This is a genomic window from Allomuricauda sp. F6463D (genome assembly GCF_023015965.1).
GTDB lineage: Bacteria > Bacteroidota > Bacteroidia > Flavobacteriales > Flavobacteriaceae > Flagellimonas.
In genome coordinates this window covers 1695625-1720777 of the sequence record NZ_JALKAN010000001.1, presented here as the reverse complement: position 1 = coordinate 1720777, position 25153 = coordinate 1695625, and the positions used below count along the sequence as shown (strand labels likewise).

Here is a 25153-nt window from a genome sequence, read left to right as displayed (position 1 = left end):
AACCTTGCGGTATGGCAAAATATAGTGAGAAAGGTCTCAAAATGATTGCTGCCAAGTTGACCGGTTTAAATGATTTGCCCTATACAGCCTCGGAATTGAGGAGAGAGGCGGCAAACAGGGCAAAGAAATTATCCATACAGGGAGTACAGCCTAAATTAAGTGCGAATATTTCCGTGGTCGAACAAGAGTTTAAAGTAGTGGATCAATTCGGAACCTACATCATAAAACCCCAAAATGATATTTTTCCGGAATTAACGGAGAATGAGGACCTGACCATGCGCATGGCCAAGGTCCTTGGTATCAATGTGCCCTTTCATGGAATGGTTTATGGCAAGGATGGCAGTCTGTCCTATTTTATCAAGCGTTTTGACAGATATGGTAAAGGGAAAAAATATGCAACGGAAGATTTTGCCCAGTTGACTGGAAATACCAGAGATACCAAGTATCGTTTTAGTATGGAGAAATTGGTACCCGTTATTGAGGAATTTTGTACGTTTCCTGTGGTTGAGAAAGTGGAATTCTTCAAGAGAATGGTTTTTTGCTTTGTGACTGGAAACGAGGACATGCACCTTAAAAACTTTTCCCTAATTACAAAGAATGGCAAAACGACGCTGGCACCTGCTTACGATTTGTTGAACTCCTCCATTGCGATCAATAGTCCTGAAGAAGAAATTGCATTGAACCTGAAAGGAAAAAAAAGTAATTTAAAAGCATCGGACTTTACGGATTATTATGCGAAGGAGCGATTGCAATTGAACGAAAAAACTATAGAAACTATACTTCAGGACATGTTTAAGGCAAAACAGAAATGGAAGGATTTAATATCGATTTCTTTTCTTTCCGATGACATGAAAGAAAAGTATTCCAAAATACTTGAGCATCGGTTGAAGATGTTTTAACGATTCATTTATTGGTGTCTTAAGATCAAATCGATGTACTTTCGAATGAAGTGTTTGTTCCATATATACAATTTCATATTGTCATTTTATGATTAGATAATCGGATTTTTTCCGATTAGGTATACTTTTTAAAACAACTGTATGGAGGGTGGTAACAAGTGTACATCAGCAAGGATGTATTTAATGTATTGGACAATGAAGGTCGGATTCCTTTTATCCCAAATTGCTGCTTTGTATCAATAACATCCACATGGCTTTTTTTGCGTTTATAATGCCTTTGGGTTGATTTCAGTTCCAAAGATTTTTGTTCGAAGGACGTTTTTGGAGCTTTTTAAAGAATATCTTGGGGAAAGCCATAACAATCACATAGGTTACAGGTAAACCGATTTTATAGATTGTAACCTAATCACAGTTCTAATGTCCTATTTTGACAATCGTTCTATATTAAGTCCTATTATGCTGGAAACGCCGGACATAGTATACCACCTTCGCCAGACCAAAGTGAGCATAGCTAGCCGGTGGCTCAGTTTACCCGGCTCATCCAGTCAATGAACGGATTGTTTCTTTATTATAGAAATTAGTCTTAAAGATTATAGTTTATATGATAATTTGAACATCACAATTCTAGGCATCACTGCAGTATACTGATCGCTGATCAAAAAGTCGGAAAATGTGTTCTGCCTTTTAAACCTTACATCAAAAAGGTTTGTCGCCGAAATTTCAATCCCCCAAGGGCTATCTTCTTTTTGGTAGAACAGGGAAACCCCAGCTACATCAAAAATATTGGTAAGGTTTTCGCCTATATTTTTGTATTCATTCCTTTCAAAGTCTCCCTTCAAATGAAAGTCATCAAGAAAAATAAAATCTAAATATGCAAAAAACCTTGAATTGACGAAGTTATTTTTAGTAGAGGCGGTAGAGTAAATGGAAGGCTGATGTGCGTACCCAACTTCCAAATTGGGCCATTTTTCGAAATAAGTCTCTAACTTGCCCGTAGCCGAAATGGAACGTGAAAGGTTTTTTGATACATTGTCGTTGACCAATTGGTAGAATTCATTATGATTGCCCCTGCCCTTAAGAATCATTTTGACTTTACCGATCTTCTTGCCAAAGTTGAAATTGGCGGAGAAGGAATTTTCAGGTTCGTTGAACATGGTATAAGCTACAAATTGTTCAATACCTTCCAATATCGTGTTGTTTTTTATACTCTGTGTCTTTTTATTGTAGGTCAATCCAACATTGAGGTTCAGCCCCCTGAACAGGCTGAATTTGAAATAATTCAAAGAAAAGGAGTGGTAGCGTTCGCTTTGGAGATTGGGATCACCCAATAATACGGAATTGAAGGAGCCTAACAAAAAATTGGCAGCCAACTCCCCAATCCTTGGAAACTGCATGCGTTGCCTGTACTGAAAGCGTAATTTTTCACTTCTGTTGAACTCGGCTTCTACATTAAAGGCAGGTAAAAGGGCTTGGGTGTCGTTGTTGGTTGAAATTCCAACTTGGTCGTTGTCCCAAATATAATTGTGGTAAAAAAGACCTGATTTTACAGTAAAGATCCCTGCCAGAAATTTATATTCCAATCCCAAAAACGTATCATTGAACCGATGTTCAATGGAATTACCAAAACCATTTGTTGAGAAATCGTTGACGGTTTCGCTCACAAGCTGTTGGTATTCTTGACTTATAAAATTCTCAAATATTAAGTTGGTGCCAAAAGTGGTATAAATATGGTTGAAATTGTTTAGCACCCAATAATTTTTTAACACCATATCAAACGAAGTGCTTTGGTTTTCTTTTTGCTGAACGATATTGTAAATGTCATCTTCGACTAAAGGAACAAGTCCCAAAAGAAAGGTCTCGTTGGTTTTCCAGACATTATTTGGGGTGTTTTTTTTATGAGAAAATGTGGCTTCCAAACTAAGAGTCTGTGCGTTGGAATAACGTTTATTGTACTCTAGGTTTTGCTTGAGGTTTAAGTCGGATACATCCGAAATAGTATTGAAAATGGTGCTTTGGCCAAAGCTTTGGGTCAAAATGGTGCCATTTACCTCGTTGTTGGTCAATTTTACAAAAGAATTTACAGATAAGTTTGCCTTTCGATTGAGCTCGTGATCCAAGGTCAGTTTTCCCAATATGAAAAAATTGTCAAAATTGTTGTTAACGTTTCTGCTCTCGCCAAATGACCCATCCGAGTTGTTGTATATATTCAGGTTATCCGTTTCTGTTTCCGTATTACTCCCATTTGCGATGGTATACCCATTGATATCCGTTTTTGAGGAAACTGACTGCCTTATGTTGAGTGCACCAAAACGATTGATGTTGGACTTGAAGTCATTCTTAGCCAAAAACTGGGAAAAGTTATCACTGCTAAGTGAGATATAGCTACCGACATCACCTATCAGTTTTCCAAACCCACCATTGAACTCCAGATAATCTGCAAGGGTGAAACTTTTGATTCCCATATTGTTTAGGTCCCCGATAAAGTTCAGATTGGTCTCGGGACTATAATAGAAAAGGTTGGGGTGGACAACATACCGTTTTTCGATGCCCCCGCCTACTTCCATATCGCCAAAGGCAAATTTCTTCTTGTCCTCCTTGAGCTTAATGTTCAGGGCGAGTTCTTCGGAATCCTGGAGTCCTTTTAGGAACCCAACCTTGTTGTAGTTGTCCAGAACTTGGACTTGATCTACCACATCTGCGGGAATGTTGTTCACGGCCAATTTACTGTTACCGGTAAAAAAAACCTTGTTCTCCACCAGTACCTTGGTTACTTTTCTACCTTGTGCGGTGACATTTCCCTCCCGGTCTACTTCAAGGCCTGGAAGCTTTTTGAGCACTTCACGCAGTTTACGCTCTTCTCCCGTAACAAAGGCGTCGGTCTGATATATTATGGTGTCCTCTTTGATCTCGATGGGAATCTTATAATTCAACACCACCTCTTCCAAATCATTGGTCTTAGGGGTCAAGAAAAGGTTTTTGATACCGTCCTTGGTAGCCGTATGCTCGAAAGAAAGGCTTTGATAGCCTAGATAACTTACCTCGATGGAGTAGGTAATACCTTTATCCAACCGCAGTACATACTCCCCTTTTTCATTGCTAATGGCAAACCTAGTCCTTTCCATACTATTGTTGGGGAAGGCAAGAATATTGGTGTTCGCCAAGGGGGCCTTACCAATCGAGTCTGTCACATTACCGAACAAAACAATCTGGCCCAAGGCACTATTTAAGGAAAAAGCCAGTAAAATTGAAGTGCCTATTTTTTTTATCAAAGCCTGTCCGATGATTGTAATTAATTTATTTTACCGTTGTGCATTTTAATGGAAGTTTGTCAATTTAAAGTGCTAATTCTATTTGTTTTGAAATAGCGCACCCCATGTTTTTTCCATTAAATTTTGATAGTCTGTTTCAGTTATTATATTCTTGAACATTGGCCACTTGTCAATTTTTGTTTCGCCAAATTTTATATTGGAGCATTTGTATGTTAACAAAGGCTCTTTTAATTCCAAAATCAGTCCCGGGAGATTTCCGAAATATTCTTTAGGCCCTAATTGAAGTGGTATTTCGGGCGCGTACCACGCAATAATCTCTTGCGACTTTCCATTGACCTCTCTTAAAAAAACTGCTTTATGACAAATAAAATCACCTATTTTCTTTTTCTCATTTTGTAGCTCCCATTTATTTTCTTTTTTTTCTTTTAAAACGTTGATTTTTTTTCCATCGGATTCCGTAGCCCATATTTGAAGATTTTCTTTAAGATTACTATAGTAAATTCCATTACTGATAAATGATTTGACAAGATTGTCTAGTTCATTTCTTCCATCCAAGGAAAGTGATTGTGGGACTTTAAATATACCCCGATAACCATCGAATTCTAATTGTACCTTAAATTTTTTTATTTGATTGGCCGTATTGACCATCAAATTGTCCGAGGGCCTTGACTCGTTGTCGGATTCCATACGCTCGATGTATTCGTCCATATCAACACTATAGGTAACAACACCATTGGTATAGGTCTGAGCAATTCCAATAGTATAAGATGTAAAAAAAATAGCGAATAAAAATCGTTTGATCATCTTTGATTTATTTAAATGTAATTGTAAATCTTTGGGCTACTTGAGTTCAAGCAGCCCATGAGTGATTGTTCAAGTCTAGGTTATTAATTATAATAATCACAAAGTTCCTTTGCATAGGAATATGCTATCCCTGCCTCACCTATGCTGCCTGTCTCATCTAGAATCCTATATGCATAGTCCAGTGCAACATCATGACAAGTTAACCCAAATAGTTCCATTTCAAGGGTCTCGGAACCTTGTTTGACTTCCTTTGCGTTTGCGATTCCTATTGAAAACGCAAAAGCCGCCAGAAAAAAAATTGTTTTTTTCATTTTTTAAAATTTAAAGTTTACTAATTAATTCCCTATAGGTGGTACTAAAACTATCAACCTTTTTTGGGTAATCATAAGTGGTTATTAAGCATTTTATAAAATGCCGTTTATTTATGAACCATTAGGTTTATATTTAACGGAGGTAGTCTCAACATACATTTCCATTCTATTGTTAAAAGCTTAAATGATGATTCGAGACAGGTTTAATGTTGTCATTGTATTTTTTTTATTATCCATGATGACCATGAAAAGTCAAAACACTGATTTTGAAATGGCCGCTTATAATGTAGGGTTTGGAGCCCTTGTCGGGGGCGTCGGGGCCTTGATCAATAAAAAACCAAAGCAAAAGTTGGGAAACGCTTTCCTGTCTGGTGTTCTAAAGGGGTCTTTAGGAGGGTATCTGATATTTGAGAGTAAACGGACCATAAGAAAGATTGCATCGACGGAGAATTTGGAATATGCTTGGCCGGCCAAAATTGTTAATTCCTTGGGGACATCAGTGGTAGAAAGTGCCGCTAGAAATGATGGCAACTGGAACAGATGGTATTTGCATATCGGGTTCAATAGAATTGAGCTGGGCCTTTATGACAAACCAAGAATTAAATACAGAATGATGCCAGTGTCATTCTTGTTGACGGCTTACATAGCTTTTGGCAATAAGTTTGAATTGGAAAAAAGTCTATTGACCGGTGAGTTTATTTTTTCCAATGAAAATTCAAATATATTTTCAAATGATTTTGCCGCAGTAAATTTAGGCAATGTAATATTATATAAACCAACACAATATACCCCTGATTTGATAGCTCATGAAATTATTCATTCCTACCAGTATTACGATTTTAATTTTATCAACACATGGACAGAAAGACCCGTTTCAAAATGGTTGTCCAAAACCAACATCAATTCCAAAATCCTTGATTTTTTCTATTTTGACCTTAATGGAATTCCTTTGAGGGCGGCCTATTTGATTGAGAATACCACGGGGCCTTCATATTATGATAATTTTTTTGAATACGAAGCCGGGTACTGGTCGAATACCTTGGATAGGTAGTATAGGTTTTTATTTGGAAACCAAAGAGTGCTACCGGATACACGCGTTGAATTTTCCAATTTACCGATTGGAAAAATTTCTCCATGAATCTAAATTTGACTAAACCATTGAATTCTATGCGCTCATTGAGTTGTCATGACCTTAATGCGATAGGATTTGAGGGGGTAGGGAGGCATTTCTTTTAAAGAATTTACTGAATCCATAGAGCGTTTTGAATCCTAAAATTTGAGCAATCTCCTTAATAGGAGCAGTGTCCTGCAATAACGTTTTGACTTCCTCCGTGAGAATTTCACTAATATGGGCCTTGACTTTTATGCCCGTATGCTTTTTAGTTGTTCTAAAAAGATCAAACAACATTCCATACCAAGAAAAGGAATGGTGGTAATGATATCCAAGATGACCTGGATTACCCCAAAGACCGTTATAGAAGCTCCGTGACCCGGTTTGATTTCCACCTAGATGACTTGACAAGAGGAAACAGTTCGATAGTTATATAAATTATCCAATGCAATGTTCAAAATAATGATAGGTGGCCTACTGCCATTTTACAAACCAGACAAACAGGGTTTAATCTGTAATTATGCGAATTTGGTTCATGAGTTTCCTTGAAATATCATTGTCGATTTCTTTGCTGGTTGCACTTTTAATTAAAAGATCCGACTTCATGGTTGCACAACGCTCAAAACTGGAATTGAGATAGCTAAAGTTCATTTCAAATCTTGCAGAGCTATAATTATATCTTCCTATTTTTAGCTCAATAAGAAAATTAATCCCGAACATTAAAGGTTTAAAGATTTCAAGATGGGTTCTTTGTACATGAGGATAAATCTTCATTTTATTAAGGCTTTGTCTTGAAAATCCCAATTCGTTGAGAAAATTGTAAATATGCCTTAAGGAATAAGCATAGTAAGCATGGGTCTCCATTACCATATGATCATTTACATCAGTTCCGGAGACCCTATATCGAATGGTACACATTAATGTTTCCTTGATAACTATACAGACTATAACTTTTTGAGCTGGTGTCTCTTTTTACGGCCGCCCGTTTGAAACGCTCTTGAAATGTTGAAACCAAAATGGATGTCGGCATCAAAGAACCCTCCTGTAGTCTCTGTTATAAAGCCCTTTTCTATCATGGTGATGGAATTGGAAAGAATCAACTGGAATACGTGTCCTCCCGTTTCAATATCCACTCCAAAAGCCAAGGAATTTTTGGTATTCAGGGATTCCAATGGATTAAAGGTGTAATAATACTCAGCATTGAGAGTGACCCTATTGCTGAGTTTTATTCTGTTTCCGAACCCGAGTGCAAAAATATCGTGTGGATCATCTTTGGTCCGAACCGTATTGTTGTGAATATAGGTGGGGCTCAATTGGATGGAAATCCCAGGTGATAATTTGCTGCCTATAAGCACTTGGGAGGTGTAATATAGCCGATCGTTGAAATCAGGTTTATCATTGGGGTCATAATCCTTTATAGATTTGTAGGCAGTGCTCCCGAAAAGTGAGATAGTGGCAGGAAAAGCGTTTTTTCCGGTGCTCTGACGTACTAGTTTATATTTGAAAAAGCCATCATAGGTTTTTTCAAAACTACTCCTTCCAATGCCCAACATAAAATTATCCGTCAGCGCATGTTCAAAGGCAAACCGGATATTGGATTGATCAAGACCAAATAATTCATCTACACCTAAATTTACCCTTCCAAAACGATGGGATATGATAAATTCCAATGTTCCCTTTTTCCGGTTTTCGACAGAATGACCGTTTAAAATTCGGGTTCCCTTAAAAGTAGATGAAACATAATTTTTGGTTTCCGGTGCCTCATCTTCTAAAATCCCCAAAAGATCTTGTGCATATGATGTGGCACCCAATCCCAATAGTGCTATGAGTATAATTGCTTTTTTCATTTGAATTAATTGTAGGGTTGATGAATGAGTTCGAAGGATACTTTTATAGTCTTGGCAATATTATTGGCCACAATAGATGGTATTTTGATTTTATAATCTTTGACTTCCACAAGGAAGCTGCCAGTTAGAACAATACTGTCATCCATTTTTTTAATGTTGGCTGTGGTTTCAATGGGTTTTGAAATGCCCCGTATGGTAAGTTCACCTTGAATAGTTGCAGTTTTATCATTTTCCGTCAAATCCCCTAATTCCAAAATTTTCCCTCTGAAAATAGCTTTAGGATATTTATGCGATTCCATGTAGTTTTCGTTAAAATGTTCCTGCATCAATGATTTTTCAAAAATGAAGGATTGAATAAGCAATGACACTGCAATCTCTCCATCTGATGTATCAACAATACTTAAGACTTGGTTGTTCTCCGCCTCGATGTCCTCCACGGGAGAATGGGAATAAAAAGAAATATTGCCCTGTTTGGTAATATATTTTTCTTGCCCGTGGGCTAACCCTATAAACAGGGCCATGAATAGTGTAAGTGTTAACGTTTTCATATTTTTCTAATTGACTAAAACACAGTTTATAAGTATTACATCCATTAGGTATCCGGTACAAATACCCTTTACCATGATTTCTTGGCCTTCGCGCAACGAAACCATTTTTTTATTTTCCGTACCCGATAGATGGCATATGATACTTCCCATGGAGTCTCCATTGTTCAATGTAATTGTACCATTGCCATTAGCGGTTCCAAGTTTTTGTATTTTGCCCGTGACTTGGATAATCTGCTCCAGATATTTTGTGTTGGCACTTATTTCATCACTCTCAAAATCCTCTAATAAGGTTTGGGAAAGCAATACAAGGTCCGGGTCGGATTCAGCCACGTTCACATGGGGCTTGTTGTACATTCTTAATGCTATATAGCCGCCAAGTACAATAAGTACAGCTACAAGAACCAATATGATTTTATTTTTCATCGCGCTATCATTTCATTAATTATTTGGCGCTCCATTGTCCACCCAACAACGAATCAATTCAATTTCTTCATTGGTCAATGCCCCCCCAATGGGCATGGTCCTATTCACTACCTGGGTCTTGACAATCCCCGCATTGGTGCTTACTCCCTGGTATGTCCTTAAATCGGGGAATTGGGTTCCACTGTGGCAACTCAAGCAATTATTGGCTATAATGGCTTGGATGTCGTCTGTATAAGAGGCTATACATGGTTCTTCTTCCATGCCCACCATGTCCTCAATGATCGTGTCCTCTTCCACATTGGTTTCACATGAGGTGAAGAAGATGATGAATAGGCCGGTACATAGCATACCAATACCCATGCTTATTTTGTTTCTCATTTTTTTTGTTTTAATGGGACAAAAGCATCCCGATTTGGTGTTATATGATTTTTAAGGAAAAATGGAAGGTGTGGTAAAGACGTAGTCCCTATTTTTTACTGGCAAATGGCATTCTATACAGCTTTGGGTAAACGACGGATCTTCACCAAAAGGCTTTAATTCCGTGCCTAACCATCTGGCCCATCCCCAGCCGTGGGTGTCCTTGTACTTTTTTGCATCCTTGAACATGAATTCGGCATGGACAAAGGATGAAGGCACTAACGCTGCCTCCCAATTTTCATCGCTACGTTGCTCCCAGATGACCTTGCCCAAGATGGCACCATCCGGCCATGGATTTATTTCATTATCATCTATGGCCTTGATGGCGATATCATTTCCTAAAATTACCCTGAGTGAATTATGGTCTACTCGGAAGGAACTACTGACTACTTTCCAGTTCCTATAGTCTTCAGGAAAAGGAATCCCATTTGGGGATTTTTCAATCTTTTTTTCTTTTTCTTTATTTTTTTCCCATCTCTCATATTGCTTCTCATAGCGCTCTTTGTACTCTGCGTTTCCTGTATTGCTGGCGAAATTGTTCAATCCCTTGATATAGGTTTCCAATTCTTCCTCTTGGTTTTGTGTCAATTTTGCTTCTGGGTGAACAAATACATATTCCTTTGGAGGCATTATATCCTTTTTTACCTTAGTCAACATATTGAAGAGGATAGTTACTTGCTCCTTTTCCGAATATGTATCCCATTCTGAAAAATTGATATGCTGCCTTCCCTTCTCTACATCCGCTTTTACCATGTTGGCAATTATAGGGAGTTTATGAAACCATTTTAATCGGGTTTCATTGGAGTGGCAGTCATAACAGGAATTACGGACAATATTTTTGATGTTTTCTGGAGTATCGCCAAAATCACTGGTTATTGGCGGGTTTACCACAACATTTCTAAACTGTGAACCCAGGATTGATAACCCAATAAGAAAAATAAGAAGTAAAATATATCCTGATACTTTTTTGTTCATCTTTAAAAACTTTTTAGTGTATAAACCCGCACTTCAAATAACCAACCAATAAACTTATCTGTCCATGCTATGTATTAATTACTAGGAGCCGTTGGTGTGTCCACATTGGCAATAGGCCATACGCCTGGGGCAGGGAAGCTCACCCCTTTGTTGTCCCCTCGCTGATCATCTTGTCCGAAGTAGTACAACGGCCATCCCTTATAGGTCAATTGAGTTCTGCCATATACATTAATAGTCCCAAAATCTTCACTGTTCAGAATGCTTGGAATTTTATCCAAAGTGATTTCCGCAATGGGCCATACCCCATTGTTGGAAAAGTCTTCAGCGGTAAAGTTGTTCTGTCCGTTGGTATCATTTGCAAACGTATAAAGGGTCCTTCCATTGATGTCAACGATGTAGCTGGTCTCTCCATCTCCCTCTGTGTAATCATCAATGTAGTTTTTACCATCATGTCCTACCAATTGTTCTTTTGCATACATTAGGGAATAATCGGGTTTGGCCACGTACCAAACATGGTTTACATCGTCCCCATTGGTGTCGCCAGGAGTGTTATCGCTCATGTAATAGTATAGTGGCCACCCCTTGTAAGTGGTTTGCTTGGCCCCGTCCTGTCTTGTGATTTCACCAAAGTCCGAAGCGGAAAGTCCTTCGTCCAAAATCAGATCTTCTTGGTAAAACACTGGCCAAGTATCGATGCAGTTTCCAGCTTCTCCACAAGCAGATTGTCCATCTTGGTCTTTGGAGAAGAAATACAGCGAGTTCCCTCCAATGTCTGTTAAGATTTTACCATGGGTATCATTGTCAGCTAGTTTTACCGTAGCTTCTGCCTCAGCTTCAGGAGCGGGGGGAGTGTCCACATTGGCAATTGGCCATACGCCTGGCGCAGGGAAGCTCACCCCTTTGTTGTCCCCTCTCTGTCCATCTTGTCCGAAGTAATACAATGGCCACCCTTTATAGGTCAATTGGGTTCTGCCATATACATTAATAGTCCCAAAATCTTCACTGTTCAGAATGCTTGGAATTTTATCCAAAGTGATTTCAGCAATGGGCCATACCCCATTATTTGAGAAATCAGGGGCCGTGAAATTGTTCTGATCTTTGGTGTCATTGGTAAAGGTGTACAGGGTTCTACCATCGATGTCGACAATATAACTGGTTTCGCCATCGCCAACCGTGTAGTCGCCTGTATAGTGATTGCCATCGTGTCCAACCAGTTGTTCCTTCGCATACATTAAAGAATAATCGGGCTTGGCCACGTACCAAATGTTGTTCACGTCGTCCCCATTGGTGTCTCCCGGGGTGTTGTCACTCATGTAATAGTATAGTGGCCAACCTTTGTAAGTTGTTTGTTTATCACCATCTTCCCTGGTAATCTCGCCAAAATCTGCTGCCACAAGGCCTTCACCCAGTGTCAAATTCTCTACATAGAAGAGGGGCCAAATGTTGATGCAATCACCTGCTTCCCCACAGGCAGATTGTCCATCCTGGTCTTTAGAGAAGAAGTATAGTGAATTGCCATCACCGTCTGTTAGGATTTGACCGTGAGTGGCATTGCTTGCCAATTGCACACTTACTGTTGGTTCGGGTGTTGGTTCGGGTGTTGGATCCGGGTTTGTTGTTCCATAACCGTTGTCATCACTACTACAACCGTGCAGTAAAAACATTGATGTCACGAACAGAAGAATTGCTTTTTTCATGATTATTTACATTTAAGAGATTTACTTGTGCAAATGAACCCATATCAACCTCTTACCTCAAAAGAAAACTCCGTGACAGGGAAAAAAGCGCCGTGAAAGGGATAAAATAACCTTGAAAAAAAGGAGACTTCTTTTTGAGTTTCTTTTGTCACTTTTGTGACTTAACTTTTAAATGGATATATCTATTTTTAGCAACAAAATGTGCCAAATGAAGAAAGACAAACTCTATTTATTGACTTTTTTATCCTTGCTGGTTATTGTTTTTGTTACTGCTTATTTCAGTATGAATTACTTGGTAGGCCTTAGTACAGAACAATTTCTCAAAATACAATTGGAATCCAGTAAGCGTGAGGCACAAGAACTGGCCAAAATGATTACCTATCAAATCGATAATGAAATAGATGAGGAAACCATAGTACGAAACTTTCAAAATAGCATTGAGAACACGAACACCCAAGCGGGATTTGTCTGCATGTTTGATTGGTCCGGTAAGGAAATTTGTCATCCCGATCCGGAAAAAATAGGTAAAATAACCGGACCGAATGAATCCTATGTGAAAGGGGTGGGTCAAGAAGTGAATTCCAAAGACTTTTATACGTATTTAAAAAATCAAGAAACCGGTGGGGGGGTACGAGATTTTGAAGACCCCAGTAGAGATTCAGAGATCATTTACCTATATCCTGTAAAGAATACGGATTGGATTGTCGCGGCGCATGCTAATATGAATAAGATTCATGAAGAGATAGAAAGTGTCCAAGACCACTTTCTTGTTGTGCACGTATTAACAGGGTTGGCTATTGTTTTTTTATCGTTGGTAATGGTTCGATCTATTGGAAGTTCCTATGAAAGACAACTGGAACAGAAAAATGAAAAACTCTCTGAAGAGGTATTGAGCCTCACAAAATTAAACCATGATTTGGCAGCATACAAGAAAAAACTGGAAGCTACAGATACAAGTAGCTTAAAACCGGACGGTTCAGAGGGAAAGAAAAGAGTATTGACCTATTTAAAAAATGAGTTGGTCTCACTGAGCATCGAGGATATCGCTTATATCTTCACTGAAAACACAGTCACCTACGTAAAGCGATTGGACGGAAAGGTTACTACTAGTAACAATAGTTTGGAAGAACTCTCGAATGATTTAGACGACTCCCAGTTTTTCAGGGCCAACAGGCAATTTATCCTCTCCATCAACGCCATTCATAAGATTTTGAGGTATGGTAACAATCAGTTGAAAATTGAAGTGGTGCCAGAGTCCGACATTAACATCATCGTTAGTAAGAATAAGGCATCGGAATTTAAAAAGTGGCTGAATTCATGAATGTTGTGTAACTACTGCCATATAATACGGAAGACATAAGAAAAACTGTATTGCTCATTATTTCAATTTAAAATAAAGATAACGGCTTGTTTCTGTTCAGTACGACTCAAAAAAGTCAACCTTAAACGTTCCTAAATTGCCATTAACTTATGTTAGAATGAAAGGGTGATGCCAATTGTAGGCTATGTGTTTTTCTATGTATCCCAATAAGAAACGGTTTTCATATCACTTGGCTGGAAGCAATCATTGAATTCTATGTATTTATTGAATTGTCTTGATTTTGATGCGATAGGATTTCGGAGATAGGGAGGCATTCCTTTTAAAGAATTTACTGAATCCATAGAGTGTCTTGAACCCTAATATTTGGGCAATTTCCTTGATGGAAACCGTATCCCGGAGCAACGCTTTGGCCTCCTCCATAAGAATCGTCTTAATATGTGCCTTGACCGTTATGCCCGTATGTTTTTTGACCGTCTTGGAAAGATGATCTGGTGTTACGTTAAGACAATTTGCGTAAAACCCGACTCGGTGCTCCCTTTTAAAATGGATGGCCAATAAACCCATAAATTGAAGTACTAGCATATGTCCTGCTGTATGTGTAATGGAAGGAACTTTACCATCTTTTCGGAAAAGATCGCTCAATTCCCATAATAGCATGTAAAGCCCATGGCGAAGGACATAACCATGGGCCAAGGAAGTTGTTGGAAAGCTGACTTTGGTCCCTAATAATTGTAATAGGAGGAATAACCAAGAAACCTCTTTCTGCATAAGGTCAATGGACTGGAAGTTACTGCTCCATAGTCTTATAAGTGAATAGGGGAGCGGTCTTATGCCATTTTCAAGAACATATTTCATGGTAAAGCCGAGTACTCCGATATGTATTTTCGGGGAAGGCTTGTCCATGGACCAAGGTTCTTCTTTCGATATTAATAAGAGCTTGCCGGGATGTATCCTAAAATGATTCCCGTTGACTTGCAATTGTGCCTTACCCTTTTTAATAAGCAATAGGATAAAATAGTGAGGGTCAAAGGATGAGTTGGCTGACCGTACCAGGTTCTTATCCTTAATAAAAAGAATCAGTAACCCATGATTTAGGCGCTTGTCTAAAGTCTTTGGTGGTTTCAATTGCGGTCAAGGTTTCTTCATTTTGTAAATCTTGACATCAAGGCGGTCACAATAATGAAAAGATTGCATAACACATTTATGAACAAGAGCCAAGCCAGTTTCTCGGGATGTATGCTCTTGGCAACCCCTTCATAATTGTAATGATCCACAAGTTCATCATAACCGAACAGGTCTATAATGATAAAGATGGCCGATAGATTGAGAACAGCCAAGAATATGCCCCATATAATCCCCCATTTCCGTTTTCTATCCAAAATGATTTCAATCATTACTCTTGGATAAATGGTTTTGCTGTAATAGTGGAGCGGGATACAATTCTTTAATATGATTCATGACAGATTGGATTACCACACTGGCATTTGGGGTGGAAATATCCCAATCTTCGTCTTCAACCTCACTTGCACTTTCAGAAGTTGCCATAGGATGACTAGCATGTCGAATGATGGAAGTAAAGGTGAGGATGACCTGCTTATCGAAATCCGTAAGTACAGGGTCATCCATAATTTGTGCTTCGTAGGAAATCATACTATGGTATAACACGGCATATTCCTTATGCTGGATATTACCTAAGGTGTGGACGAAATCCATTATATGGGACTGCACTTTGTGGCTTACACCGAGGTCTTTGACGACTATTTGTAAGTTTGGCCCCTCCAATTCCTGCCATGTCATATCATCAAAGGAGGTATCATTAAGTTGATTGCTCCGATAAATTCGTCCTATCTCGTCATAGGGGTTGTCATTGTTATCTGGGGACAAAGTCATGTTTGTTGTCTCGGGTTTGAGTTCCTCAAAGATGTGGTAGTTAGTTGTTTGTTCATCTGGACTACAGGCAATGCATAGTAAAAGAATTATTGTTATGGTATATACAGATTGTTTCATTTTTGATGAGTTATTAAATTACCGATTATTGATTCGGTCCATACTCACCCGGGTAATCAGAACCTTTATCCTCCGGAGAATTCCGGTGGTCGTGATCATTGAATTCACTATAAAACTATGGGCAAAAGTAGTGTTCTTGCAAAGGTTTGTTCGGCGCTTTCAGGAAAATGACTGGATGGATTCCAGAAAACGTCCTACCTGCTTTTTTTCAATTTTGTAGGTAAAAACGTACAGTTATTGTATCTTGGGGAGTGGCTGCCCAGAGTTGGTCGTCGATGAAGCATAGCTATTCGGCCCCTTGGGAGCTGATTTAGGGTTCATTCCACTTTCACATACCATTACCAAGGCCTATGATTGGAAAACGGTTGTCATTTCTGTTTCTATTAGCCATGTTCACTATGAAGGGCCAAGAGCCCTTTGACATGGCTTCCGATACACTTACCGATTTGGGGTACGACGTGCTGTTTGATAGAATTAAAAGTGCAGCGAAGGGTTCAAGGAAACAAGGTGGATATCTTCACGCCTATTTGGCCAAAGCCAAGGTAGAGGACAATTTAGGAGAATTGGTGCAAGGATATAAAAACTACCTTCACCGCTCAGTAGGGAGAACCAAGCTAGCTTATGCGGACAGTATGGTGTTAACTTCCAAAAAAGCAGGGAAGCCCGATTTGATTGGAGCGGCCTATCTCACCAAAGGGATTGTGTTCTATAATTCCAAAACTTATAAAGAGGCCTTGGAAAACTATCTTTTGGCCGATCAGTATTTGGCAGGGACTACGAATGCCTATTTGCAGCACAAACTCAAATACAATATCGCCCTTGTGAAATACTATACAGAACACTATGACGAAGCACTTGACCTACTCAGGTCCTGCCGTTCGTATTTTCAGGAGAATAGTGTCCCTGGGTATTTGAATACCCTGTTGTTGCAGGGACGTTGTCATCAACAGATGAAGAATTATGGGCTGAGCCGTTCCGTTAACCGATTGGGCCTGATGGAGGGTGAAAGATTGGGCTATCCGGACTTGACTTTATATTTTCTGCAGTCCGAGGGAATTAACCATACCATGGAGGGGAATTATCTATTGGCACTAGCCCATTTGGACAGTAGTCTGCACCTTATCCGTGCCAGAGGAAACGATTTTGCCAATGAGGTGCTGAGCGAATTTTACCTTGGAAAAAGTCATTGGGAGTTGGGGCATCGGGAAAAGGCGGTGGAATATTTCAAAAAAGTAGATGCCAGTTTTACGAACCGAGGCTATATGAAAGCAGAGCTACTGAGTGCTTATCCCTATCTTACGGAGTACTATTCCTCTTCGAAAAACCAAGAACTTCGATTGCAATATCTAAAGAAACATATAGAGGCCATAAATTTTATGCGTTCCCAGAGCCAATATTTGGATGACAAGATAAAGGATGGCTATGACCTGAAAGGAATCCAACGGGAGAAGCAGTATATGGAGCGAATTTTATGGATAAAGGAGAGGAGGGAGCATATAGGTATTGCCATTGGGCTATTTTTAATTCTTTTATTTATAATGCAGGCCTATCGATATCAAAGAGCTCGAAAAATATACCGCAAAAGGTTTGAAGCCATCATTAATGGTCAAAACCCACAACCTAAGAAGCCAAAAGTAAAGAACAATTTCCCTTCTCAAAAACTAGAAATCTCCAAGGAGAAGATTGATATGGTTTTGGCCAATCTAGAAGACTTTGAAAAGAAAAGAAAGTTTCTGGATAAAAAAATGTCAGCAAGAAAGCTGGCGGTCATTTTAGAGGTGAACAATAAATACCTTTCCCTGATTATCACCCATTACAAGGGAAAGCACGTGATGGAATATATCAATGATCTTAGGGTAGACCATATCATTGCACAAATGAAACAAGATCGAAAACTTGCCCATTATAGTAATCGTTCATTAACTGAGGAAGCAGGGTTCAATAGTGAACGTACCTTTACCAAGGCCTTTAAATCGCGAGTGGGTATTACCCCCATATTCTTCATGGAACGGTTAGAGGCAGAGCAGAATGTCGGGTAGAAGGGCATAACATTCTGCTACCTGTGGGACTATACCCGAACAGGGGTATACAAAAATCACAACAAGGGTGTTTTTTGGGTGTGACCACTCGGGGCCGGGCTTTTCATTGCAAGGCCCTACCCATCGGAGACAGGGCTATTCACTGTAATCCCTGACATATTGGAGGTTGGGAAAATTGGGGGCTGAACCAATGCTGCCTGCCGGATCATCCTTGCCCTTTGATGACAGAACACGTTGCTAGCGAGAATTTACTTTGTACTCATCGATTCTAGTACAAAATCCGCTCTTTCTGTAACGGTTGTTTTGGGCACTTCCACGAGATCGTACTGATAGCTTCGGTACGTTTGGATCATTTTGTTATAGGTAAAGACTGCCTCGTTCCAATCTTGTTTTCGCTGGGCATCGGTTTGGTAGATGTCCTTCCATGGTGGCAATATGAATACCTGGTTGTTGTATCTGGTTGTTTCAGCAAAAGTCTTCATTTCGTTAGTAACGGGGATACCTTCCAGAGCAGCACAGCAAAGGGCATCCAAAAAGCCACGGTCGAAAAATACAGGTTCGGTGCCGGTATAACCATGGATTACTTTTTCAAAACTCTCAACCGACCGCTGATACAGTAATTCCATATAGTTTTTTTTGTTTTTCCAGGGAAGGAAATCACCATTGATAGCTTGTTGTTCTTGTATCAGTTCACGGGCGATTTCTGGGACAACGCTAAAGCTCCTGTTCTTTAGTTCATCCAAAAGGGTTGTCTTGCCCACACCTGGGCCGCCTGTGATGATATAAAACGGATTATGGTTTTTGGTATGTTTCAAGGTTGACGAAAATAGATTGGTTTTATCCGGTTTTTTTAATGGTCGGCAAAATTACAGACTTCTGGGGAATCGAGTAATCGCCATCGGATGATGGGAATAAGGGTTCCATCAATAGGTGTCGCAAAGTAAACGTCGCAGCCTGTCTTCGGACAAGGGACGGCATAAAGCCGTTCCTGTCGTCCCTTTATATTCCGTTTCCTTGCCACTCCACAGCCTGTCTTCCGTTTGGTGCGTCCGGCACATATTGTTTAACCTTAAATCCATAAATTATGTATTTGAACAGATTGCAACAGGACGAGGTCTTTGTACCAACACAAGTAAGACCTTTTGAAGAAATGACCGGAATGCCCACTAGGAAAGGCATGGAACAGGCTATTGTGAGTAATGGCAAGATTGTGAACGTTGTCTCCAAACGCTACGGGCACATTCCCAATGAACTGTTTTTTGGGAAGGCCGAGGCGCGGGTCATCAAAACCGGTCTGGCGTACCAACGTCAGATCATCAATCGTTTGGACCGGAGCTTCAGCATGGACTTCATCCTGACCGATAGCACCCAGTTTTCCGTGGGGCAGCGCGAGGATGCCATTCTGCCCATGCTCCGCTTTACCAACTCCTACGATGGGAGCGAAAGGACTTCGGGACATTTTGGGTTCTATCGCAAGGTGTGCTCCAATGGCCTGCACGTGGCACAGATGGAGATCGGTTTTTCGATCAAGCACCATAAGAACAGTGTGAACCTGATCATGCCCGAACTGGAAGGACTTTTTCAAAAGTTCATGGACAATGAGTTCTATACCATCTCCGATAGATTCCACCAAATGATGACCGTGGAGCTTTTGGATACCAAGGCCTTTGTGAAAGAGGTACTCGATAAGACCCCACTCTTCCGTTATGAATGCAGTGATACCAATGATGATCCCTCTAAAAGAGCCCGTGAAGTCCTTGATATCCTTGATGACGAGGCCACTCAACTTGGTGTGACACCAAACCTTTGGTTGGGTTATAATGCCTTTAATGCGGTACTGCATAGCAGTCTCAAAAAAAGCTTTTCACGTCAGGAAAGACTGGACAAGGAGTTGTTCCAGACCGTTTATGAAATGGCCTAATGCCAGCTAAGGCCCCTCCGGTGCCTAGGTAAAACCGGAGTTTTTAAGGGATGTTACGATGTTGTGTCAAGTTGTCTTTTATAGAGGGGTAGGGGATGGATATTTTTTATGGACCATGTCTTTTAGGGTCAAATAAGCGGGTTCATTGCCACATCACGCTGTCTTTATCAGCCGTTTGTGCCCCCATCACCCGCCAGGTGCTGGCCCATCCTTGACCGTGGTGTGGCAACTATATGGTAAAATTACTAAAAAGGATTGGTGATGTCATTGATATAGTCGATGATAAAAGGACTTACCTGCTCTGTACTGTCTACCCCATCCCATCATAAAGGTTTCCACAAAGCCTTTTACCTTGCCCAATACCCTTTCGGATGAGGTGGCCCTATCCCTAAGGCTGGGCCTTTCTTTTATTACAGCAATGATCTCATCCCGTAAGGGCTCCTTTTCCGTAAACAAGTAATTACTGACCAGATCGACTAATTTCTGGTAATCCAAGTTTTCGTCTTTGGCCAATTGAAGTATGGCCTTTTTCTTCTCTATGGTCCAAAAGGACTCGAATTCATTGGCCACCAGTTCGGAGTCCGTTATCAATGGTAGATTTTCTGTTATAAACTTTTCGATCAGTTCCTTTTTGCTCCTTAATTGCGTTTCTGAGCCCAACATGTCCGAAATCGCTTTTCGTTTCTCTTCTTGCTCCTTTGGCTCCGCATCGTGAAGTTTGGCCAATAGGGTCAAAATATACGTGACATTTATTTCATCCCTTCGGATCAGTTCCAGTTCAAAATCGATGTCGTTTAGAATGGATACCTTCTCCTTTTGGGTTTCCGATCGTATGGTGTCAGATAGATTCAAGTACTTGCTCTTGTAGTTTTCAAAGGTCTGCTCATCCATGCCAAGATCGTCAAAACTGAACTCCGTAAACGTACCAAGTACATTTTTTACCCGCATCAACTCCCTAAAAGCCTTAACAAATTCCAGTTCTTCCGCTTCGGATACCAAATCGTTAACACTGTCAAAAGTGGGGACAATGGCCCTTACACGTTCCACGGCCTCATCAAACTTTTCAATATAATCCCCATAGGGCTGCACAATGATTTCCTCCTTGGTCCGTTCATTGAAAAGCCTGGACAGGGAGCTGGAGGGCCTTCAATCACGATTGCTCGCATTGGTCAAGAAAACGCGGCAACGGCAGCTTACCAACCTGAAGAGCATACCGGGACTCGGGGACAAAACAGTGGCTCTTCTGATCGTGCTAACAGAGGGCTTTACGAAATTCGAGAATGCTGGGCAGCTTTGCAATTATTCAGGTATAACTCCGACGACCAGGCGTTCGGGCAGCAGTGTACGGGGAAAGAGCAGGATAAGCAAGGTAGGGAACAGGAAATTGCGGAATCTTCTATTTCTATGTGCCTTCTCGGCATGCAAGCACAATAAGGCATGTAAGGAAATCTATGAACGTTTGACAGGGAAGGGGAAGAGCAAGAAGCTGGCTTTGATAGCGGTATCCAACAAACTGTTGAAGCAGGCATTTGCCATTGCAAAATCAGGGCTGCCCTATGATGAGAACTATGTGTCGAGATTGGCTTAAAAAGACTTGTTTTTTAACTCAGTTCTTTGTTGTGCACAGTATTTTTAATTTTTTCTACTATTTCCATCTCCAAAAACTTCGGGTTCTTTGGAATAATCTCGATTTAAATCAACTTTGCATAGTTCAAACTTTTCCTCAATTGTTAAATTCGCTCGATATTCCTTTTCGTATTCATATTGTTTTCTTCCCTCAAATGAATTTATATCCAAACTATAACTAAATCTTTTATATTGTCTTTTTAGTGTTTCAGACCAACTTACTTTTGGAAAGTCCTTTGGCTTTTTATTCTCAAAAATTTCTTGACAAACTAAAAAAGCACTATTAAAGTCAAGCAAGTCCAAGTTAGAAATCCAACCTTTTGAGCATAAGTAAACAGGTAGTTCATAAACATAATTGTCGCCTTTTTTTATAACGCTCCAAATTTCAGAAATACTGAACTCAACAGGTGCATTATTATCTTTTGTTGTTTCAATTCCATTGTCGGTAATTGTCCAACGTCCTATTTTAATCTTTTTCTCCATATTCAATGAAATCCCAAGGAATTTCTTTTTTAAAGGTCTGAATACATTCCTCCATTAATTCGAGCGGAATATTTTCTTTAAAAATCCGTATTGTTCTTGTTTTTTCCGTATCGTCTCTAAATATTTCCGCAATCAACTCGTCATTTCGATAGATTTCAACTCCAATTCCGTCGCGTTCATTTACGTCACTTGCAATTATAACTCTATCTTTATTTTCTTTCATTTGCGTTCTGTTCAGATATTGTGCACAACGGTTCGTATAACCGCCAGTTACGAGTTAATATGCCTTAATTTTCGGTTTAGCACTAGCCTTAGCAATTCCGCGTGGATTCGGACGTAGTCGAATCCGCCGTAATTGCGGTTAGCATCTATGTAAAAGCAGCCTGTCGAGTATCTTTAAGATTCACCAAAATCAAAAGATATGAAAACACAACAGACCGCCTGTCCCAAGTTATTCATTGGTATCGACATACACAAGCGCAGTTGGAAGGTCCACTGTTCGACGGATTTGTCAGGTGGACGCACCTTTTCCATGCCTCCCGATCCTGGGAAACTATTCGAATACGTAGAGAGGCACTATCCGGATTACGATGTGTCCACGGCCTACGAAGCGGGATGTTGCGGTTACAGTGCGCACCGCGCCTTTGTGGGCTATGGTTGGAGCTCATTGGTCGTCAACCCTGCGGATATTTTCAGAAAGGGCAAGGAGCGCCATACCAAAACCGACCGTATCGATGCCCAGCTGATCGCCCGGGAACTGAAGGACGGCCGCCTGGAGGGCATCGTGGTCCTCGATAGATGTAGGGAGCAGTTGCGGAGCCTTTTCCGTCGCCGCAACGACCTGGTCAAGGACATGCGCCAGATCAAGAGCTACATCAAGATGCAGCTGTTGTATTGCGGGATAGTTGTTCCCGAGGAGTTCGACAATGACCATTGGAGCCACGGTTTCAGGGACTGGTTGGACGGCCTGGAGTTTGAATACGATGCGGGCAAAGAAGTATTGCACAGTCGTATGCGCACATTTCGGTTCGTCGACCAAGAGTTCAGGGACGTGTCCACCCTGTTGAGACGCCATACCAAGGCACACTTTAAAAAGGGTTACATGTTGTTGCGCAGCATACCGGGGATAGGCCCCATCGTGGCCAGTGGCATCTTGAGCGAGCTTGGGGACCTCCGCAGGTTCAACAACATCAAGCAGTTGGCGGGCTATGTGGGGCTGGCCCCGGGCATCTACCAAAGTGGGGATGCCATGCGGCACACGGGGGTGAGCATGCGGGCGCACCGATTGATAAGGAGCTATTTCATCGAGGCCTCCTGGCAGGCGATCAGGACGGACCCGGTGATGCAGGGGTACTATCGCAGGCACCGGGGCAAGAACGTGAAATCGGTGATCGTCAAAGTGGCCCGAAAGCTTTTGAGCCGGACATTGGCAGTTATAAAGACGGGCGTTCCCTATGAGATAGGGGTAGTGGAATAAGGAAATTTAAACGGATTGAAGAAACATAACAAAGCTCACAATAGAAGTAGAGAAGTTCGGATCACAGAACAATGTAGGTGACTATGAAGAATAGATCACATCGGTTAGCAAGTGACCAAACTTATTATAGCTTATAATCATACAGATGCTGGTGAACACTGAAAAGAAGTGTATCACATATAGGATGCCGAGCAAGTTATATTAAAAGAAAAGAGGGTGGTTTAAGTAAAAAAGAAAATATTATTTAACTTTAGAGAACTGGACTAGGGCTTTTCATAGGATACATTGTTGCCTGTAGTTTTTATATCATAGTTAGTTTTTTTTCTTTGATTAATTCGTAAGCGATTGTTATAGCATCTATTCCTTCATTCCAACTTGGGAACTGATTTTTAAAATGCTTAATCATATTAATAAACCTTCTTCCTTGATGCAATTTATTTGTTTCGTTTTCAGTTAGGCCTTTGAATTCAGATAATTTATTAATCACTTCAACTAAGTTTTCTCTCGGTTCAATCAAATTATTATTGTTAGCGTGCATTCTTATGCTAATTTCAAATAATGCTGCTATTCCGTAAATTGAATCAGGAATATCAGTATCAGTTATTTTTCCGTACTCATTATAGCAATCGAGATAAAATTTTTGAAGAGATGGATTCGCATTAAATAATCCCAAAAAATCAAAGTCATCTTTCCTTGCGATGTTGTCGGATGTAATTTTTCCTTTGTTATAAACAACTGTATGAGGCACTTCTCCTTTTACAGAATTGATAAACTCAAAATAATTTCCGTGTCTAATCATTTTAAATTCAGGGATGAATTTGTCAATTTTCGCTTTGGATTTTAAAACTTTCAGCATATAACCAACCGTAGTTGCAAATGGGATTATTAATTCTTTCATTCTGATTCTTGGTTTCGCAAATTACAGGCAACGGTCTATGAGTAGTTGCGTGGGTTAGCACTTAACTTTGCAAGTACACACCAAACTGAAAATCCGCGAGGATTTTCAGAAGTAGGCGAGAACAAGCAATTACTTATAGCCATCTTTGTTGGCAACTGGCTTTTATTTTTCCGATTCTACATATTTTTTAAAATTTCCTAAAATAGCTTGCCATCCTGCTCGTTGTTTTTCGTCCGAATTAGTTCCTTCTGCATCGAAAGTTTCACTTATGGTCACTTCATTTCTATTTTCTGAAAAGTCAATTTTCACAAATCTTCCATCGGCCATTTTGTATGTTATTAATTCCTTTTCGATTATTTTTTCATAATCTCCAGTAAAATCGAACCCCATACTACCATCTTTGGCTTCCATTCTCCAAGAGAATTTACCATTTGGTTTTAAATCATTTTCAGCTTTTGGACAGCACCATCCATCTGTGGCAAAATTCCAATTCTTGATGTGTTCAGGTTTGGTCCAGAAATCCCAGACTTTATTAATGTCTGCTTTTATAGTAGTTTGGACAGTTATTGTAGTATTTTTTGATTTCATTTTATTTATAGTTGGTTTTAAACTATTGCTAAATTCCGATTACGAATGATGTTATTGATTTTATTTTCACACCTCTTGCCCCTTTAAATCTGTAGAAGTCCGAGAACGCATATTTTTTCCCGTCTTGCATTTTCATGATTCCGCTTGCCGCTCCTTCCTTTCCATGAGACAATATTTGCTTAAGAACTAATTCGCTTACTTTTTCGGGTTTCATTTTTTCCAATTCCACAGTTAACTTTTCTTTCCCTTCGATTTTTTTGTCGCCAATTATATTCCAAACAATATCATCTGTTACGCTATCGACAATAAATTCAATGTTTCCTTTTGCAAAAGCAATATTAAAATCTTTTAGAAATTCCATTTTCGGTGAATTTCCACAATTCGGACTTGAGATAATTTTTGTCATTCCCTAAATGTTTGATTTCAGTTCGGTTTTTTAGCTTGTTGCCAACGGTCTTGTATAAGCGCAGTAGCGGTTTTTACGCACTAACT

At 40.0% G+C, this 25153-nt stretch carries 27 protein-coding genes and 1 pseudogene; 7 read left to right on the top strand and 21 right to left on the bottom strand.

Features of this window, described 5'->3' with window-relative positions; genetic code table 11:
- The first annotated feature begins 11 nt into the window (after positions 1 to 11).
- A complete protein-coding gene (locus MWU56_RS07670; protein ID WP_247043445.1) occupies positions 12 to 899 on the top strand; it encodes a HipA domain-containing protein in 888 nt (295 codons plus the stop codon).
- A gap of 590 nt (positions 900 to 1489) precedes the next feature.
- Here MWU56_RS07670 and MWU56_RS07665 read toward each other — a convergent pair.
- The 3 genes from MWU56_RS07665 to MWU56_RS07655 all read right to left on the bottom strand — a co-directional run bounded on the left by MWU56_RS07665 (position 1490) and on the right by MWU56_RS07655 (position 5283).
- Positions 1490 to 4168: a TonB-dependent receptor gene (locus MWU56_RS07665; RefSeq protein WP_247043443.1), complete on the bottom strand. Its 2679-nt coding sequence runs from the start codon at positions 4166 to 4168 to the stop codon at positions 1490 to 1492.
- A 78-nt stretch (positions 4169 to 4246) separates the two neighbouring features.
- The gene (locus tag MWU56_RS07660; protein WP_247043441.1) at positions 4247 to 4972 is read right to left on the bottom strand and encodes a GLPGLI family protein; all 726 of its coding nucleotides are present in this window, start codon (positions 4970 to 4972) and stop codon (positions 4247 to 4249) included.
- Positions 4973 to 5055: 83 nt separating this feature from the next.
- Complete coding sequence (locus tag MWU56_RS07655; protein ID WP_247043439.1) at positions 5056 to 5283, bottom strand: hypothetical protein; 228 nt, start codon at positions 5281 to 5283, stop codon at positions 5056 to 5058.
- A gap of 244 nt (positions 5284 to 5527) precedes the next feature.
- Here MWU56_RS07655 and MWU56_RS07650 point away from each other — a divergent pair, with 244 nt between their 5' ends.
- Positions 5528 to 6334 (top strand): hypothetical protein, encoded by an 807-nt coding sequence (locus MWU56_RS07650; RefSeq protein ID WP_247043437.1) that lies wholly within the window; start codon positions 5528 to 5530, stop codon positions 6332 to 6334.
- A 141-nt stretch (positions 6335 to 6475) separates the two neighbouring features.
- Here the strand turns inward: MWU56_RS07650 and MWU56_RS07645 are convergent, their stop codons facing one another.
- The 8 genes from MWU56_RS07645 to MWU56_RS07610 all read right to left on the bottom strand — a co-directional run bounded on the left by MWU56_RS07645 (position 6476) and on the right by MWU56_RS07610 (position 12301).
- Positions 6476 to 6805, bottom strand: coding sequence for a helix-turn-helix domain-containing protein (locus MWU56_RS07645; protein WP_247043435.1), 330 nt, complete (start codon positions 6803 to 6805; stop codon positions 6476 to 6478).
- Between the two features lie 96 nt (positions 6806 to 6901).
- The gene (locus MWU56_RS07640; protein ID WP_247043433.1) at positions 6902 to 7312 is read right to left on the bottom strand and encodes a thioesterase family protein; all 411 of its coding nucleotides are present in this window, start codon (positions 7310 to 7312) and stop codon (positions 6902 to 6904) included.
- A 26-nt stretch (positions 7313 to 7338) separates the two neighbouring features.
- Positions 7339 to 8241, bottom strand: a complete 903-nt coding sequence (locus tag MWU56_RS07635; RefSeq protein WP_247043432.1) for a DUF5777 family beta-barrel protein — start codon at positions 8239 to 8241, stop codon at positions 7339 to 7341.
- Between the two features lie 5 nt (positions 8242 to 8246).
- Complete coding sequence (locus MWU56_RS07630; RefSeq protein WP_247043431.1) at positions 8247 to 8789, bottom strand: YceI family protein; 543 nt, start codon at positions 8787 to 8789, stop codon at positions 8247 to 8249.
- 6 nt (positions 8790 to 8795) lie between these two features.
- Entirely contained in the window at positions 8796 to 9212 is a 417-nt protein-coding gene (locus tag MWU56_RS07625; protein WP_247043430.1) for an OB-fold putative lipoprotein, read from the bottom strand.
- 15 nt (positions 9213 to 9227) lie between these two features.
- Positions 9228 to 9590, bottom strand: a complete 363-nt coding sequence (locus MWU56_RS07620) for a c-type cytochrome (protein WP_247043429.1) — start codon at positions 9588 to 9590, stop codon at positions 9228 to 9230.
- A 51-nt stretch (positions 9591 to 9641) separates the two neighbouring features.
- On the bottom strand, positions 9642 to 10604 hold the full coding sequence (locus tag MWU56_RS07615; RefSeq protein ID WP_247043428.1) for a cytochrome P460 family protein: 963 nt from the start codon (positions 10602 to 10604) through the stop codon (positions 9642 to 9644).
- Positions 10605 to 10678: 74 nt separating this feature from the next.
- Positions 10679 to 12301: a hypothetical protein gene (locus MWU56_RS07610; RefSeq protein WP_247043427.1), complete on the bottom strand. Its 1623-nt coding sequence runs from the start codon at positions 12299 to 12301 to the stop codon at positions 10679 to 10681.
- Between the two features lie 208 nt (positions 12302 to 12509).
- On the opposite strand from MWU56_RS07610, the gene MWU56_RS07605 reads away from it, so the two are divergent.
- On the top strand, positions 12510 to 13622 hold the full coding sequence (locus MWU56_RS07605) for a LytTR family transcriptional regulator (RefSeq protein WP_247043426.1): 1113 nt from the start codon (positions 12510 to 12512) through the stop codon (positions 13620 to 13622).
- Between the two features lie 261 nt (positions 13623 to 13883).
- Here the strand turns inward: MWU56_RS07605 and MWU56_RS07600 are convergent, their stop codons facing one another.
- Genes MWU56_RS07600 through MWU56_RS07590 form a run of 3 tightly spaced genes read right to left on the bottom strand, consistent with a single transcriptional unit; the run spans position 13884 to position 15629 of the window.
- On the bottom strand, positions 13884 to 14747 hold the full coding sequence (locus MWU56_RS07600; RefSeq protein WP_247043424.1) for an AraC family transcriptional regulator: 864 nt from the start codon (positions 14745 to 14747) through the stop codon (positions 13884 to 13886).
- A gap of 17 nt (positions 14748 to 14764) precedes the next feature.
- Positions 14765 to 15016: a hypothetical protein gene (locus MWU56_RS07595; protein ID WP_247043423.1), complete on the bottom strand. Its 252-nt coding sequence runs from the start codon at positions 15014 to 15016 to the stop codon at positions 14765 to 14767.
- Positions 15009 to 15629 (bottom strand): hypothetical protein, encoded by a 621-nt coding sequence (locus tag MWU56_RS07590; RefSeq protein ID WP_247043420.1) that lies wholly within the window; start codon positions 15627 to 15629, stop codon positions 15009 to 15011. The genes MWU56_RS07595 and MWU56_RS07590 overlap by 8 nt, the downstream gene beginning before the upstream one ends.
- 398 nt (positions 15630 to 16027) lie before the next feature.
- Between MWU56_RS07590 and MWU56_RS07585 the strand changes: the two genes are divergently transcribed.
- Complete coding sequence (locus MWU56_RS07585; protein WP_247043419.1) at positions 16028 to 17668, top strand: AraC family transcriptional regulator; 1641 nt, start codon at positions 16028 to 16030, stop codon at positions 17666 to 17668.
- A 248-nt stretch (positions 17669 to 17916) separates the two neighbouring features.
- Here MWU56_RS07585 and MWU56_RS07580 read toward each other — a convergent pair whose 3' ends face one another.
- The gene (locus MWU56_RS07580) at positions 17917 to 18483 is read right to left on the bottom strand and encodes an AAA family ATPase (RefSeq protein WP_247043418.1); all 567 of its coding nucleotides are present in this window, start codon (positions 18481 to 18483) and stop codon (positions 17917 to 17919) included.
- A 269-nt stretch (positions 18484 to 18752) separates the two neighbouring features.
- Between MWU56_RS07580 and MWU56_RS07575 the strand changes: the two genes are divergently transcribed.
- Complete coding sequence (locus MWU56_RS07575; protein WP_247043417.1) at positions 18753 to 19589, top strand: DUF932 domain-containing protein; 837 nt, start codon at positions 18753 to 18755, stop codon at positions 19587 to 19589.
- A gap of 264 nt (positions 19590 to 19853) precedes the next feature.
- Here MWU56_RS07575 and MWU56_RS07570 read toward each other — a convergent pair whose 3' ends face one another.
- The gene (locus MWU56_RS07570) at positions 19854 to 20678 is read right to left on the bottom strand and encodes a type I restriction endonuclease subunit R, EcoR124 family (protein WP_247043416.1); all 825 of its coding nucleotides are present in this window, start codon (positions 20676 to 20678) and stop codon (positions 19854 to 19856) included.
- 10 nt (positions 20679 to 20688) lie between these two features.
- On the opposite strand from MWU56_RS07570, the pseudogene MWU56_RS07565 reads away from it, so the two are divergent.
- Positions 20689 to 21177: pseudogene (locus MWU56_RS07565) on the top strand (IS110 family transposase); the annotation flags it as partial.
- A 44-nt stretch (positions 21178 to 21221) separates the two neighbouring features.
- Here MWU56_RS07565 and MWU56_RS07560 read toward each other — a convergent pair.
- Positions 21222 to 21698 carry a hypothetical protein gene (locus MWU56_RS07560; RefSeq protein WP_247043415.1) on the bottom strand — a complete coding sequence of 159 codons (477 nt, stop codon included), beginning with the start codon at positions 21696 to 21698 and terminating at the stop codon, positions 21222 to 21224.
- Positions 21682 to 21921 (bottom strand): hypothetical protein, encoded by a 240-nt coding sequence (locus MWU56_RS07555; protein ID WP_247043414.1) that lies wholly within the window; start codon positions 21919 to 21921, stop codon positions 21682 to 21684. The genes MWU56_RS07560 and MWU56_RS07555 overlap by 17 nt, the downstream gene beginning before the upstream one ends.
- Before the next feature lie 198 nt (positions 21922 to 22119).
- Between MWU56_RS07555 and MWU56_RS07550 the strand changes: the two genes are divergently transcribed.
- Positions 22120 to 23175 (top strand): IS110 family transposase, encoded by a 1056-nt coding sequence (locus MWU56_RS07550; RefSeq protein WP_247043413.1) that lies wholly within the window; start codon positions 22120 to 22122, stop codon positions 23173 to 23175.
- Between the two features lie 301 nt (positions 23176 to 23476).
- Here the strand turns inward: MWU56_RS07550 and MWU56_RS07545 are convergent, their stop codons facing one another.
- The 3 genes from MWU56_RS07545 to MWU56_RS07535 all read right to left on the bottom strand — a co-directional run bounded on the left by MWU56_RS07545 (position 23477) and on the right by MWU56_RS07535 (position 25067).
- Positions 23477 to 24073 carry a hypothetical protein gene (locus MWU56_RS07545; RefSeq protein WP_247043411.1) on the bottom strand — a complete coding sequence of 199 codons (597 nt, stop codon included), beginning with the start codon at positions 24071 to 24073 and terminating at the stop codon, positions 23477 to 23479.
- Between the two features lie 162 nt (positions 24074 to 24235).
- Positions 24236 to 24661, bottom strand: coding sequence for an SRPBCC family protein (locus MWU56_RS07540; RefSeq protein WP_247043410.1), 426 nt, complete (start codon positions 24659 to 24661; stop codon positions 24236 to 24238).
- A 28-nt stretch (positions 24662 to 24689) separates the two neighbouring features.
- Positions 24690 to 25067, bottom strand: a complete 378-nt coding sequence (locus MWU56_RS07535; RefSeq protein WP_247043408.1) for a nuclear transport factor 2 family protein — start codon at positions 25065 to 25067, stop codon at positions 24690 to 24692.
- Positions 25068 to 25153 lie beyond the last annotated feature (86 nt).